Origin of the sequence: Pseudaestuariivita rosea, assembly GCF_017592335.1 — a bacterium.
GTDB lineage: Bacteria > Pseudomonadota > Alphaproteobacteria > Rhodobacterales > Rhodobacteraceae > Parasulfitobacter > Parasulfitobacter rosea.
On sequence record NZ_JACNMP010000023.1, the window covers coordinates 18,657 to 32,392 of the forward strand.

Below are 13,736 nucleotides of genomic sequence, written 5' to 3' on the forward strand. Positions count from 1 at the left end.
ATCGTCCTGATCAATGGCCTGCCCGCACCAGGGTGCTGACGCACCCCCGTGTGGGCCATGATCCGCCCGATCTGAGCGGCGGAGGTTTTGCACCCATGAGGCCGGACGCTGGTGTCCTGGCCAGACAAACAAAGGAGTAAGACCATGACAAATGACACAAACACAAACCGCCCAACTCACATCATCTATCAGGTGACCGGCGAAGGCGAGACATCCTACTGGCACCGCGTTGGAGCCGCCTGGGCCAACAAGGACGGCAAAGGCCTCAGCCTCAAATTCGACGCGATACCCCTGCACGGGCGCATCATGATCCGCGAAATCGGCGATGAGGCGAAGGATGCGGGCCACAGCCAAGAGATAGAACCAGCGTTATAGAGCTTCGGTAAATCAAAGAGGCCGCAAGCGCGGCCTCTTCTGCCCGACCATCTGCGCGAGGCACAGCGCCTTGCGATCTAATCGTCCAGTGACAAACTAAGGTGAAATTCGGGATGGAAACCAACTAGAAGATTGCGGCAGTGCGGGACAGAGCTGCCTTGTGCACGTGCGGCTTTAGCTGGCGCAGCGTATGATTTTCTGTATTGCGGCAGATTTCACCGAACCGGTCGTTCTAGGCAAGGAGCTTCGACGCCACTCAAGGCACCTGACCTTGCGCCAGATTCGATGCTTCAGATGTAAACAAAAGTGCCGCTCGCGAGCTAACTGAGAGTATTGACTGTTGTCAGAGTCCCGCTTCTGGTTGATGCAGAGATATCGCGTCACTCGTCGCCAAGACTCTCTGGAAGCACTTTCGATAAGACGCCGATCAAAAAGGCCGTGCTAATCCCAAATGTCAGTAGACCGGTGATCGCACAGAACGTTGCGACGATGCGCGCGCCTTCTCCCAAGACGATATCTCCATAGCCAAGTGTGGTGTAGGTAACAGTTGCGAAGTAGAAACTGGTTGGCAAATCTGGCAGGTCTGAGATCAGAATAAAGACCACTGCCCATGTCCAGATTTGAACCGTGTGTGCAGCGACGAGCACACCGATCGTCAGCATTAGGAAGAGGATGATCCGGCGCAGTGGGCGTCTGTCATTCGGGACGATACCAGCAAAGACCTTGAAGACAGGCACGCTCAATGCGACGGCCAAGACGTGGATGATTGCGCTTGTGGCCAGCAGGCCGGAACCCAAGAGGATTTGTTGAAAGCTACTCAATCTCGTACTTTCGGGTTTTCGAATTTTTTTGAGATGCTACACTAAGTTAAGTCGTTTGGGGAGCAGTTTTCATGAAATGGTATTGCAACATTGCGATCGCGGCGGTTGTCAGCGTCGTGTCCTCCACATTGAGTAGTGCGCAAGAGCAGACGATCCGACCTGCAAAAGTGGCTGAGATCACGGCGACAGATGCCACAATTTCCAGACGATATCCTGCGCTAGTGCTTCCGTCACGCGAGATCGAACTGTCGTTCAAAGTGTCCGGACAGGTGATCGACCTTCCAATCCGCGCCGCGAGCAATGTGGAGGCGGGGGATGTCATCGCTCAGATCGACAAACGCGACTACGAAAACCAGCTTTCTGCCTTGCAAAGTCAGCGCGATCAGGCCGTTGCACAGCTTGACGCCCTAAGGGCCGGTGCGCGTGAAGAAGAGATCGTTGCGTTGGAAGCAGCCGTCGAATCCGCGCAGGCGCAGGTCGACCAGACACGGGAGGCCTTAGCCCGTGTTGAAGAGCTTTTGAGCCGGGGGGTGTCAACCCTCGCGCAAGTTGAAGGCGCGCAGGCAGAGTTTCGGGTGGCCGAAGCCAATTTGCGCGCTCAGCAAGAGCAATTGCGCATTGGCCAGGTAGGCGGACGCCCTGAGGAGATTGCCGCCTCTGAGGCAGCCATTCGCGGGATAGATGCGCAGATTAAGGTGGCGCAAGATGCACTGGCGGACACCACCCTAATTGCGCCTTTTGACGGGATCATCGCGCGCCGGGATATAGAGAACTTTTCGAACGTTCAGGCCGGTCAGAGCATCGTTCTCTTGCAAGGCCTCGGTGTCGTGCATCTGGCCTTTGACATTCCAGGCCCGGACGTCACTGAACTCACGCGAAACGGTCCCGATCAAGTTTCTAATACAGCCTTTTTTGATGCGCTTCCCGGCCAAGAATTTTCAACGGAACTCGTCGAGTTTTCTGTCCAGGCCGACAGCGCCACCCAAACCTATCGCGGGCGCGTGGCGGTTGAAGTGCCCGAAGGGGCGGTGATCCTGCCTGGAATGGTTGCCAACGTGGTCGCGTCAACTGAAGGGGCGGGCATGCAGGTGATTGCGCCACTCTCGGCCATCGCCTCCAAGCCTGATGGCGAACCGTTTGTATGGTTGGTCGATGATAAGGGCGTCGTTTTGGAGCGCGCAGTCGAGTTAGGGGAAGCCAATGGCGCAAGTATCGTCATCACAAACGGCTTGTCCGAGGGAGACGTGGTGGTTGCGGCGGGGGTCAGCGAAATACAGAGTGGCATGACAATCCGCCCGATCCGCGAAGTCGGGAATTGAGCTGATGGATCTCGCCCGTTTCGCGCTGAAAAAGCGGCTGATCTCTTACGTCGTCACTCTGCTCATTCTCTACGCAGGGTATTTCGCTTACACTGTTCTGCCCCGCTTTGAAGACCCCGAATTCGTTATTCGTCAAGCGCAGGTCATTACCCCATATCCGGGCGCATCCGCTGAAGAAGTGTCCGAAGAAGTTACCGAAGTCGTTGAAAATGCGCTGCAACAACTTCAAGGCGTGGACGAAGTGCGGTCGGTTTCGTCGCCTGGTCTCAGCACGGTGACGGTGGAATTCACGATCGCCTCGACGCCGGATTATCCGGAATTGAACCAAAAGTTCTCGCAAATGCGCTCCAAGATACTGGATGCGCAGTCTCAGTTGCCTCCAAATGCACTGCCCAGCCAAGTCTACGACGATTTCGGTGATGTGTATGCGCAATACTACGCGATTGTCGGCGAAGGTTTCACGATCTCAGACCTGTATGAATACGCCAAGGACCTTCAGCGCGAACTTGTCACCGTAGATGGTGTGTCCAAGGTGGTTCTGAACGGGGTACAAGAAGAGGTTATCTATGTTGAGTACTCTCCCGCTCGCTTGACCGAACTGGGTCTCGCGCCGTCGCAAATTCAGCAACTTCTGGAAGGACAAAACCTCGTGACCCCCGCGGGATCGATCCAGGCGGGATCGGCGCGACTACTGGTGCGCCCCGAAAGCGCGGTCGGATCTATCAAGGCCATTGAGGCGCTTTTGATTACTAATCCGCAAACGGGCACCTCCTTTCGCTTGGGCGACATCGCGACAGTGGACCGAGGATTAAAGGAACCCGCGACGTCGTTGCTCTACCGGAATGGCCGGCCCGCGATTGGACTTGGCGTGTCGAACACGCAGGGCGGCAATGTCGTGACCATGGCGCAGGCTGTGAACGAACGTATCGCCGCGCTTGAAGGCGACCGGCCCATCGGCATCCAAATCCTGCCCATTTCGGATCAAGGGGCGAGCGTCAAAGCGTCCGTCGACAACTTCGTCGTCAACGTGGCTCTGGCTCTTGCGATTGTTGTCGGCACTTTGCTGGTCTTCATGGGGCTGCGCTCTGGCGTGCTGATGGGGGGCATCTTGCTTGTCACCGTCGCGGGCACGCTTTTTGGCATGTATCTTTATGGCCTCGACATGCAGCGCATTTCTCTTGGTGCGCTGATTATCGCGCTCGGTATGCTGGTCGATAACGCCATCGTTGTTGTCGAAGGAACACTCGTGCGGGTGCAGCGCGGAGAGGATGCCTCAGAGGCCTCGCGCGCCGTCGTGAAGCAGACGATGTGGCCGCTTCTTGGCGGCACGGTCGTGGGCATTCTGGCGTTTTCACCGATCGGGTTTTCCCCGGACAATACCGGCGAATATGCAGGCAGCCTGTTCTGGACCATTGCCATCGCACTTTCGTTTTCGTGGCTCGTTGCAATCTGGCTGACGCCTTATTATTGCACTTTGCTGCTCAAGGCGGGCAAAGAAGGCACTGAGAAACAGGAAAACGCTATCCTGAGTGGCTATCGCCGTTTGCTCGCCCTTGCTATCCGCGTGCGCTGGATCACGGTGGGACTTGTGGTGGCCCTCTTTGCCTCTGCTATCGTAATGTTCAGCGCGGTGCCTGCCGGTTTCTTCCCGTCCTCGACGCGCGCGCAGTTCGTGATCGACTACTTCCTGCCGCAGGGCACGGACATCTCCCGCACCGAAAGCGATATCTTGAAGATCGCCGAGTTCGCACGCGGCCTGGATGGGGTTACCGGGACCAACACCATCGTTGGCGGCGGACATTTGCGCTTTATGCTGATCTACGAATCCGAGAACAGTAATGCAGCCTATGGTCAGGTTCTTGTCGACGTGGAAGACTTCTCGATCATCGATGATTTGCGCACGAATTTGCAGACCCACATTGACGAGACCTACCCTGAATCAAACGCCAAGGTCTGGAAGTTCGTTCTTGGCCCCGGCGGCGGATCGAAGATCGAAGCGCGGTTCTTCGGTCCGGACGCAGCGGTGCTGCGCGATCTGGCCGCGCAAGCCAAAGCCATCATGGCGCAAGCCGGTGCGGTCGCGGTCAAAGACGATTGGCGCGAGCAGATACCAGTGGTTCGACCCGTGATCGACATCGACGATGCGCGCAGGGTCGGGCTGACCCAGGGCGAGATTTCTAATGCGATTTACAGCCATCTGACTGGAACGACCTTGGGCGTCTACCGGGAGGACGACGAGTTGCGCAACGTGGTCATGCGCCCGGTCGAAACGGCGCGCAACGATATTGCTGAGATGCGCAACATTCAGGTCTTCAGCGCAGCAACCGGCAGCTACATCCCCATCAGCCAGGTCGTTGAACGCTTCGACATTGTGTTTGAGGCCGGAAACCTGCGGCGCATCGATCGGGAATTGGCTATCACCGCGCAATCCGACAATGCGCCCGGCGTTCTGTCCGGAGATCTCTTTGAGGCGGTGAAAGGCCCAATTGAAGCCATCGACCTTCCGCCAGGGTATAGCATGGAATGGAAAGGCGAATTCGGGAATAGCGCCGAGGCGAATGCGGGCCTTGCGTCAACCATGCCGATTGGCTTCGGGGCCATGTTCCTTGTCGTTCTGTTCCTCTTCAACGCGTGGCGCCAAACCATCATCATCTGGCTGGTCGTACCCTTTGCGCTGATCGGCGTGATCTACGGCCTTGCCGGCACTCAGACACCGCTGGAATTTATGGCAATTCTAGGCGTTTTGTCGCTGACCGGTATGCTGACTAAGAACGCAATCGTCCTGATCGACGAGATGGACAGTCAGATAGAGGGCGGCAAAGCGCGCATGTCCGCCGTGGTCGATGCGGCTGTCAGCCGCGTGCGACCCGTCTCTCTAGGCGTGTTGACAACAGTCCTCGGCGTCGTACCGCTGCTTTGGGACCCATTCTTCAAATCCCTCGCCGTTGTCATCATCTGCGGCCTCAGCTTTGCGACAATCCTGACATTGATCATCGTCCCGACGCTCTACGCGATCTTCTTCAACGTGAAGCAAGGCGAAGTCGATGCGTCTGCCTGACCTTACCTTCACGAAGCGTGCAGGTAGTACATGACAGTGATCGTCGTCCCTGCATTCATCTCGGTGACGCTTGGTTTTGTGGTCTTCTTTCTGGGCGCGTTTCTAACACGCAAAGTGTCTTTTTTAGGCGACTACAACATCCCTGAGCCGGTGTCCGGAGGCCTCGTGGTTGCCCTTCTGACCTGGTCGTTCTTCGCGTTGACAGGCACACAGATCGCCTTTGATCTGGAAGTGCGCGACTACCTTCTTGTAGTGTTTTTTGCGACTATTGGCTTGAACGCACAAATTGCAGACCTGTTTCGCGGGGGGCGTTTGCTGGTCCTGCTTCTGGCGCTGACATTGGGCTTCATGGTCCTGCAGAACGTGGTCGGTTTGGCCGTGACTTTCTTTGGGCTGCCCTCCGCAACGTCTGTTCTGGTGGGCTCCGCTTCACTGATCGGTGGACATGGGACCGCCATTGCATGGGGTCCCCAGATTGAGGCGCTGAGCGGCTTCGATGCCGCGCCAGAAATGGGTGTAGCCGCAGCCACACTTGGGCTCATCTTGGCTGCTGTTCTGGGCGGACCGATTGCAAAGCGATTGATAGACCGCAACGGATTACAAAGCGATCAGGACGAGGCACCCATCGTCGGTCTTGAGTTCGATGACGAAGAAAACCCCGAAGACCTGATCAACCACGTCAGCCTGATGCGCGGGATGCTGGCCGTACACGTTGCGATGCTCATCGGGTATTTTCTGCACCTCGCCATTCTCGAAGTGGGTGTGAAGCTACCTCTTTTTGTACCCTGCCTGTTGGTGGGCATCGCAATGTCAAACACGATCCCATACCTGTTGCCGCGGATCACTTGGCCTGCCCGCACCAAGTCCCTCGCGGTGATATCTGATTATTGCCTTTCAGTCTTCCTGGCGATGTCTCTGATGAGTTTGCAGCTGTGGACATTGACCGATTTGGGCGGGCCAATCCTGATTGTTCTGGGTCTTCAGGCGGTGATGACGGTTGCCTTCATCATGCTCGTTTTCTTCCGCCTGATGGGCCGGAGTTATCAGGGCGCAGTCCTGAGTGCCGGGTTTGCGGGCTTCACTCTCGGCGCAACACCCACCGCGATTGCAAACATGTCCTCTGTGACCAAACGCTACGGTCCGGCTCCCCTGGCTTTCATCGTCTTGCCGCTGGTGTCCGCCTTTTTTGTAGACCTTGCGAATGCGGTAATCATCCAGTTCTTTGTCGGTCTTTAGGCTTCGCATCACCAAAATACTGCTTCTCGGTGAGCGCCAGCGTTCTCCAATGCAACAAAAATGTTGGTTTCGGAGGATTTCGCCGGTTGCGGTTCGGCGAAAGGCATTGCCGCTCGCCAAAATTGTTCAAATGTCGATGCGCTCAGCAATGCTGAGTGCGTCTTCAAACTCGACGCCAAGATACCGCACAGTGCTATCGACTTTCTTGTGGTCGAGCAGAAGTTGTACGGCGCGACCATTGCCAGTCTTTCGGTAAATCTCTGTAGCTTTGGTTCGGCGTAGAGAATGAGTGCCGTAGTCGCAAGTGACATCAAGGACTGCTCTTTTGGGCCACGCCGCAGTGCTGTGAATCGCGCTTGCGCTGCGATCCTTCGGCCATCTTCCGATCTTGGGAGTGATCGCAAGATGTGTGTGGTAGTACCACACCACTTGAGAAGGGGGCTGCTGCGCTCCCCCGTTCTATCCCCCTCAGCCAATGACGAGGCCCAGGCATTGAGCCTGTTCATCGCCATGCAAACATATCTGTGTTTGATCCCTCGTCGGGGAGATGTCATCTCTCCCCAACACCCCATAGATCAACCGTCCGCCGGTTGAATGCCGCCATCTTGTCAAAGATGGATCATGACCAAAGGGCCTATCGCCGCCCCTTGGAACTCGCTCGCTGGGTTTGGAGATTTCCCTCTCCACCTGCACCAAACCATGCACAACCGACATGCACGATTGATCCGCAATCAGGGGAACGTTCTGGCTCCCCCGATACCCCCACGACCAGCGGTTCAGTCCGCTGGACGCCTGCTTAGGGCTGTCGCCCCCGGCGCAGTCCAAGGGGTGGTTCCTCGCCATGCTCGCTTCACATGCGTTGCAGCTGCGCGTGGCTCTGGTCCCGTTGTTCCAACGCCCTTGTCCTTTGCACCCCCAACTTCTCGGCGAAGGCCAGACCGGTTGCAGGAGCAACCAGTCAGTCAGAAAGTCAAAGCGCGAAGATGCCGCGAATAATGAACGAGAAGCCGTACACGATAATGCCGGTGAGAACGACGGTCAGAATGACCCGAGTGAGCAAGTGGACAATGTAATCCCAGAAGCCGTCAACCTCGACAATACCGGCCTTGTTGGTTCGCCTCACTTCAAAAAAATAGTGGCAGGTAAACGCCAGAGCTACGCCAGCAGCGATGATGATAGCACCTGTCAGAAACATTTGTTCCTCCTGATTGAGATCGCAGGCCGTGAACAAAGGTCAAAAGGGTTCCCTTTTGTTAGGGATATCAGAAGTTCGGCAGTCGGTCACCAAAGCGCTGTTTTCCACAACTTTCTCGATGCTGCCGGGCGCACGAAAATGAGGCAGAGCGGTGTGTTCAAAAGGGAACCCTTTTGAACAGAGGAAAAACGCCATGATTTGCGATTGTTTGGGCAATGAATCGGTTCACACTGAGGATATGGGATCAGATCAGCCAAGGGGCCGTAAAATCGGATATGTTCGCGTTTCGGACGCTGATCAGTCTGAAGCGCTGCAGATCGACGCGCTCAAGGCGGCGGGATGCAGCAAGCTCTATACCGACCATGGTCTGTCTGGTGCAAAAACGCATCGCCCTGGCTTGCGGGCCATGTTGGACGACTTGACCGAAGGTGACACGCTGACGGTCTGGAAGCTGGATAGACTGGGGCGCTCAACCATTCATTTGCTGCAAATTCTGGAAGACCTGCGAGAGCGCGGCATCCACTTTCATGCAATCACCCAGGGGATCGACACATCAACTGCCGTAGGGCGGATGATTTTTGGTCAACTCGCCGTCTTCGCGGAGTATGAGCGCAGCCTGATCAGCGAACGCACCAAGGCGGGGATGGCGGCGGCCAAAGCAAGGGGCGTGCATGTCGGAAGGCCTCGATTGTCAAAAATGGCCGAAGCCGTTTTGGATGAACTCAGCCAGGTCGAAATGGTGTATTCAATCACGGACGAGGAGCTTGAGGACCCTTTAGAAAAAGGCTCGGGGAGTTTGCCACACGGTCCGACGAAGTCAATGAAGCACTAGATTTTGGGCGTCATTACAATGGGCGGTGCGGATTGATGAATAATGGCACATCCTCGCCAGCTCTGTGTCGCCGCGCTTCATCTTGTACAAGGGCCATCTCAATGTACCCCCTGAACGTTATATTGAATCCTTCATAAGAGTGGCGTTCTATATCCAGTTTCTTCGTCCATTCGCCCATATCTTTCCCGTTGCTTTCCAGCCAATCAAAGTGCTGCCAGAGCCTTCGAGACAGAGTTACCGTTTCGTCAACACCAAATGCATTCTTGACCAATCGTCCTATCTTTTGTTCGCTTTCAAGGAACTGTCCATTCATTATCGTCATACGAATATTATGTCATAAGTACTGACATAAATCCAGTAGATTATGGTTTGATCTTCTGCTTCGCTGCCTGATCGAAGGCTGGCTTTACTTCGGGCATTTCGAGGCCATTATGCTCCTTCATTACTTTCATCATCACTTGAGTTTCCAGAGGGTTTTCAGGTTTTTGTATCCATTCACCTTTGTCAAAATGAACCAAGATGTCTTCGTTCCCGATTTCACCCTTGGTGATTGTCATCCGTGTTATTCGCCCTTCGTCAATGCCTTTCTCATGCGGCTGATCTTCTAGCCAGAGAAGTACGTTGAGACCCTTGACCCGTTCTTCCAATCTGATGTCATTGCGGCTCAAATCCACCTCAACTTCACGATCAGGCAGCTCTTCATTGGTGACGGTGATGTTCACTTGGCGCGATCCTTTGATGGCGACAGTCCCTGTCGGCGTGAGACTTGACGCTCCGTACGACCGAGTGTTCTTAGGCTTATGGTTTTGACCAGTGCTGTCTTTGTTCGCTGGTTGGCGTTTGTCGTCATCTGACATTGTTGCCTCCTAAGTTGTTGGAATTGATCTGTCATCACGCGCATTGCGGCAAATCATTGTTCGGCGTAGAGATTGACACCCAGCGGTTCTAGCTTCGGGTTCTCAAACCATGGTTGCTTCGTGGCCATGATGGGATGCATGTTTTCGATGAACACGAGCTGTTTCTGAGCGTTCATGCGCATCAATTCATCCGGATAGGCGAGCTTTCTTTGGCCAGCCGAGGCTGTGTCCGTGGTGTTTTCAGAGCTGTTTGTGCTGAGACCGCCTTGCCCGGCATTCCTACCGAATGATCGGGCCAGAGCGGTTGAGACGTTCCACACCGTGGTTTCACCACACAGGCTAGAAAAGTACTCCGCCGTCTGTTTATCGGATGATCCGAAATAGTTGATCATGCCTGCATTGGCGACGAATGACTGCCAGCCTTTGTCGTAGATGCGTTCCAGTTGGTTGAAGTCCTGGACGATCCCCCAAAGTTGCATGCCAAAGCCAGCCATGAGGCCATAGGCTTGTTCAATCATCGTCAATCGCCCGAGTGCTGCAAATTCATCGAGGACGAACAGGATCGGTTTTTCAGGTTTTTCTGCGATGTTTCTGGCATTCATAGTGATGGCCTGCTGGACAAGCAGCCGCATCCACCGACCAAAGGCATTGAGACGATCCGATGGCAAGACCAGATAAACCGTCATTGATTTTGTCTTGAGATGTTCAAACTTGAAGTCTGAGCGTTCCGTGTTTTTTTGAATGCGCTTGCTATCAAGGAAATGCGTCTGAGCCTGTGTGGATGCCAGGACGTTCGAGAGCAATTCAGGGTCCTTTTGCAGGCAACGATGTCCAGTGCTTGCGATGATGTGGTGAGCGGAGTTTGCCATGTTTTGAAAGAGCTTGATTTGATCTTCGCTGCTTGACACGAGATGTTGGCGCACACGCTTAAGCGTCCGTCGACCTTCTTCCTCATCGGCGGTTGCAACATACATGATCAGCCCCTGAAGAAGCGCTTTCGCCTCTTCAATGAAGAATGCTTTGTCATTGTTACTCTCAACAACCAAAGCATCGGCCAGCAGCATGGCATTCTCGGCAATGTCGACATCTGTGATGTCCAGCCAGTCCAATGGATTGAACTTGGACGAGCTGACGCCCTCGACATTGGCAATGCCCCAAGGGTCAACAATATGGACAACGTGACCTGAGTCTTTGCGATGCTTGGCAGTGATCAGGGCGTTTTCGCCTTTGGGATCAATTACCAGCATTGACCCTTCGTACGTCAACAGATTGGGGATGATCTGTGTGGTGCCTTTGCCGGAACGTGTGGGAGCCACCGTCAACAGGTGTCGGTCACCCTTGTATGATATCTGTTGATGCTCCTTGCCGTCGAAGAAGTGGCCAAGGCGAATGCCATCATTGCCGTAGACGTTGTTTTCTTCGACATCTTTATGCGTTGCCCATCGGCTTGAACCAAACGTGGTTGGCGTGGATTTGCCAGCGGTCCAGAAGCCGATCCCGAAAAAGAAACCACCGAGGGCAAACAGGATTGCCGCACTCCATGCCAGGAACGGCCCACTGACAAGGGCAAGAATGAAGAGAAGAGCGGCGAAACTGTATCCCACATACCTGCGAAAGCCCTGTGCCATGGGGGAGATGATCCACCCCAGAGGCAAAGCCGCAAATCAACATCCCAAGCATAACCGAAAGGCGCTGCCCAACGGATGCAGCGGGGTCTGCTGGCTCTGCTTGTCCCCAAGATTGGGCATGGGTCAGCTCTGGCAAGAAAACCATGGATGCCAGCAATACCAAGCCCAAAACGGTCCATCGATCTGAATGCATATAGAAAATCCTCGTGAGGTTAGGGAGAAATGATTGGTCTTTGTCGCTGTGTGTGACGGACGCGGTCAGCATGCTTTTGACTGCCTCGCAATTGCATGGCATCGGCAATGGATTCGGCCAGCCTTTGCCGTTCGTCCTTTTGCTCAAGCCTGATGGCGTTGATCCTGGATTGAAGATGTCTGCGGTCCTTCATCTGCTCGACGATCAACCGATCTCGCTGTTTCTGATCCCGCTTGGCGCAGCGCATGGCTTCGCGCTCATTGCGTTTCATGAGCGCACGCCGAGTTCCGGTCATCCGGTCAAACAGGCCACGCAGCCCTCTGTTCAGGCGATCTGATCGCGCTTTGGTTTCTGTGGCCCAGCGTTTGTCTTGTCCGTCTTTCAGGCGTTGCCGTTCGGCGCGATGCGCTCTGGTCATGGCACGATGGTCATCGCGCAGCGGGTCGAGATCGCGATCATGACGGTCTTTGATTTGGTTGATATAACCTCGCATCTGATCCGTGACTTTGGAACGAATGATGGATTTGGCGTCATCAACAGATGGCAGGTTATCAGGCGAACCCAGCTTGGCTTTGACCTCCTTGGCTTTCAGGCCCGTCCATTTGGCGATGGCATAGACATTGCCATCGACATCCATGGCGACAAAGCCGCGCCGGTCGCCCTTGGCGAGGAAATACCCGCGCTCTTCCAAAGCATTCTTGAAGCCGATCTGGCTGTCACACCGTTCCCAGGCTTGCTGAAACGCCTGTTTGATTTCCCTGGGATCAAGGCCCTGGCGTTTGGCCTGTTGCCATTCTTCCAGAGTGAAATTCAGCGGGCTTTTATTGCCGTATGTCGCCAATCCATCCGGTAGCGCCCAGCCATGATCCAGAAACAAGTCACGCGACAGATCGCGTAGCTTGGTTTTGAAATGCGGCAGGTTGATTGCTTTGATCGCCTCCACATCAATGCGCGACCACACGACATGCGCGTGCCGACGGCCTTCTTTCTCATGGATGACAATGGCGCGGGGCTGACCGCTAAGACCCAGCTTTTCTTCAGCGCGGTTGGCGGCGTCCAGAAATTGATCTTCAGTCGCGATATGATCTTGCGGTGGATTAAGACTGAGTGAAAACATGTATTGCTGACAACGTGTGGCTTTAGAAATGGCGTGGGTTTCTAACAAAGCACCGTGTAAGTCATTGGATACGAATCCCCTCAACTCTAAGATGTAAATGTGATCGTTGTCACGCGCATTCATCAGGTGATCCGCCAAAGCCGATGCACCCGCGCGCTGAGAGCCCTTGAGGATCATGGCTTCATGCCCAAAGCCTGCATCAAAGTGACGCGCATCCACGCCACTTCGGCAATGGCGGCATTCAGGTCCGCTTCCAGCTCTTCATCAATGCTGAGCGTGCCTTGGTTCAGATGCTTGGCGATCTGGTTGAGGTTGCTGGCGGTGCGGGTTTGTCCAAGCCGAGCTAGCACTGCAGCCAGAAGCTGTTGCTCCGCAACAGGTGGTTTTTTCCTCTTCCGGTATGTGGGGGTCTCCGAGGAAAAAACCACAGACTTGATATACGACCCAAGCGGCATTGATCCGGCCTGGGCTTCCAGTTGCTGGCGTTCCTGTATCGTGAGGCGCAGTGAAAACGGGGCAAGACGGCTCATGGGCGTGGCCCTCGCAGCTCATCCGCATGGGGCTTGAGCACATCGTGCCATCGCTCCAACTCTTCAAACAGCTCGTCACATTGGTCCGGCGAGAGGAGCGGTTCGGCACTTGCAGAGGCGTGAAAATCAGGTGCAGATGAGTTCGAACATTCTCTGTTCGAGCGCGCCATTTCCCTCAATAAATCAATATCTTAGAAATCGAAACCTCGAAGCTTTGCTGCTTACGTGGTGCTTACGCGGCGATTTGTGTAGGCAAACAGGTCGTCGTGGTGTGCTGGAGTGATATCGCCAACCACGCCGGTCGGTTGTGCCGTAAATTCGAATCTCACGTGCCCCGCCACCTCCGAAACTGTCGGCTTCCGAGCGATCGAATAAGTTGGCGCGCGCTGTGACCGTCGAAAGTTCGACTACCACCACCCGGCCGGCCACGCGAGACGAAAATGCGAACTATTTGCTCGCTATCGCACTATGATCGAAGTTCAACGCTTGTCTCAAAGTTTCCGAGAGGTTTGCGCCGCATTGGATTGAGCTGCAGTGGCGCTGCGTGTGTCGGACTGCTGGCTACCAACCAGCGC

12 protein-coding genes and 1 pseudogene are annotated in these 13,736 nt (G+C 55.0%); 5 read left to right on the plus strand and 8 right to left on the minus strand.

What is annotated here, in order from left to right:
* Positions 1-144 precede the first annotated feature (144 nt).
* Positions 145-375 (plus strand): hypothetical protein, encoded by a 231-nt coding sequence (locus tag H7848_RS14280; protein ID WP_208352743.1) that lies wholly within the window; start codon positions 145-147, stop codon positions 373-375.
* Positions 376-755: 380 nt separating this feature from the next.
* Here the strand turns inward: H7848_RS14280 and H7848_RS14285 are convergent, their stop codons facing one another.
* On the minus strand, positions 756-1,196 hold the full coding sequence (locus H7848_RS14285) for a potassium channel family protein (RefSeq protein WP_174138687.1): 441 nt from the start codon (positions 1,194-1,196) through the stop codon (positions 756-758).
* A gap of 71 nt (positions 1,197-1,267) precedes the next feature.
* Between H7848_RS14285 and H7848_RS14290 the strand changes: the two genes are divergently transcribed.
* Genes H7848_RS14290 through gltS form a run of 3 tightly spaced genes read left to right on the plus strand, consistent with a single transcriptional unit; the run spans position 1,268 to position 6,809 of the window.
* Positions 1,268-2,515 carry an efflux RND transporter periplasmic adaptor subunit gene (locus H7848_RS14290; protein ID WP_174138689.1) on the plus strand — a complete coding sequence of 416 codons (1,248 nt, stop codon included), beginning with the start codon at positions 1,268-1,270 and terminating at the stop codon, positions 2,513-2,515.
* Positions 2,516-2,519: 4 nt separating this feature from the next.
* On the plus strand, positions 2,520-5,573 hold the full coding sequence (locus H7848_RS14295; RefSeq protein WP_208352746.1) for an efflux RND transporter permease subunit: 3,054 nt from the start codon (positions 2,520-2,522) through the stop codon (positions 5,571-5,573).
* A gap of 30 nt (positions 5,574-5,603) precedes the next feature.
* Positions 5,604-6,809 (plus strand): sodium/glutamate symporter, encoded by a 1,206-nt coding sequence (gltS, locus tag H7848_RS14300; RefSeq protein WP_208352747.1) that lies wholly within the window; start codon positions 5,604-5,606, stop codon positions 6,807-6,809.
* A gap of 126 nt (positions 6,810-6,935) precedes the next feature.
* On the opposite strand, the pseudogene H7848_RS14305 reads toward gltS, so the two are convergent.
* Together H7848_RS14305 and H7848_RS14310 are read right to left on the minus strand one after the other, a co-directional pair.
* A pseudogene (locus H7848_RS14305) lies at positions 6,936-7,106 on the minus strand (tyrosine-type recombinase/integrase); the annotation flags it as partial.
* 673 nt (positions 7,107-7,779) lie between these two features.
* On the minus strand, positions 7,780-8,004 hold the full coding sequence (locus tag H7848_RS14310; protein ID WP_208352748.1) for a hypothetical protein: 225 nt from the start codon (positions 8,002-8,004) through the stop codon (positions 7,780-7,782).
* Positions 8,005-8,197: 193 nt separating this feature from the next.
* Here H7848_RS14310 and H7848_RS14315 point away from each other — a divergent pair, with 193 nt between their 5' ends.
* A complete protein-coding gene (locus H7848_RS14315) occupies positions 8,198-8,836 on the plus strand; it encodes a recombinase family protein (protein ID WP_237072753.1) in 639 nt (212 codons plus the stop codon).
* A 13-nt stretch (positions 8,837-8,849) separates the two neighbouring features.
* On the opposite strand, the gene H7848_RS14320 is transcribed toward H7848_RS14315, so the two are convergent.
* From H7848_RS14320 to mobC, 5 genes are all read right to left on the minus strand, one after another.
* Positions 8,850-9,149, minus strand: coding sequence for a hypothetical protein (locus tag H7848_RS14320; RefSeq protein WP_208352749.1), 300 nt, complete (start codon positions 9,147-9,149; stop codon positions 8,850-8,852).
* A 49-nt stretch (positions 9,150-9,198) separates the two neighbouring features.
* The gene (locus tag H7848_RS14325) at positions 9,199-9,693 is read right to left on the minus strand and encodes a DUF7678 domain-containing protein (protein WP_208352750.1); all 495 of its coding nucleotides are present in this window, start codon (positions 9,691-9,693) and stop codon (positions 9,199-9,201) included.
* Between the two features lie 53 nt (positions 9,694-9,746).
* Positions 9,747-11,321: a type IV secretory system conjugative DNA transfer family protein gene (locus H7848_RS14330; protein WP_208352753.1), complete on the minus strand. Its 1,575-nt coding sequence runs from the start codon at positions 11,319-11,321 to the stop codon at positions 9,747-9,749.
* Between the two features lie 212 nt (positions 11,322-11,533).
* Positions 11,534-12,808, minus strand: a complete 1,275-nt coding sequence (locus H7848_RS14335; RefSeq protein ID WP_208352755.1) for a relaxase/mobilization nuclease domain-containing protein — start codon at positions 12,806-12,808, stop codon at positions 11,534-11,536.
* Positions 12,805-13,161, minus strand: coding sequence for a plasmid mobilization relaxosome protein MobC (gene mobC, locus H7848_RS14340; RefSeq protein ID WP_237072754.1), 357 nt, complete (start codon positions 13,159-13,161; stop codon positions 12,805-12,807). Before mobC ends, H7848_RS14335 begins: the two co-directional genes overlap by 4 nt.
* Positions 13,162-13,736 lie beyond the last annotated feature (575 nt).

Excerpts from the sequence above, each read along its gene's own strand:
- H7848_RS14315 (WP_237072753.1), top strand. The coding sequence starts at position 8,198 with ATGATTTGCGATTGTTTGGGCAATGAATCGGTTCACACTGAGGATATG.
- H7848_RS14330 (WP_208352753.1), bottom strand. The coding sequence starts at position 11,321 with ATGGCACAGGGCTTTCGCAGGTATGTGGGATACAGTTTCGCCGCTCTT.
- H7848_RS14280 (WP_208352743.1), top strand. The coding sequence starts at position 145 with ATGACAAATGACACAAACACAAACCGCCCAACTCACATCATCTATCAG.
- gltS (WP_208352747.1), top strand. The coding sequence starts at position 5,604 with ATGACAGTGATCGTCGTCCCTGCATTCATCTCGGTGACGCTTGGTTTT.
- H7848_RS14310 (WP_208352748.1), bottom strand. The coding sequence starts at position 8,004 with ATGTTTCTGACAGGTGCTATCATCATCGCTGCTGGCGTAGCTCTGGCG.
- H7848_RS14325 (WP_208352750.1), bottom strand. The coding sequence starts at position 9,693 with ATGTCAGATGACGACAAACGCCAACCAGCGAACAAAGACAGCACTGGT.
- H7848_RS14320 (WP_208352749.1), bottom strand. The coding sequence starts at position 9,149 with ATGAATGGACAGTTCCTTGAAAGCGAACAAAAGATAGGACGATTGGTC.
- H7848_RS14295 (WP_208352746.1), top strand. The coding sequence starts at position 2,520 with ATGGATCTCGCCCGTTTCGCGCTGAAAAAGCGGCTGATCTCTTACGTC.
- H7848_RS14335 (WP_208352755.1), bottom strand. The coding sequence starts at position 12,808 with ATGATCCTCAAGGGCTCTCAGCGCGCGGGTGCATCGGCTTTGGCGGAT.
- H7848_RS14290 (WP_174138689.1), top strand. The coding sequence starts at position 1,268 with ATGAAATGGTATTGCAACATTGCGATCGCGGCGGTTGTCAGCGTCGTG.
- mobC (WP_237072754.1), bottom strand. The coding sequence starts at position 13,161 with ATGAGCCGTCTTGCCCCGTTTTCACTGCGCCTCACGATACAGGAACGC.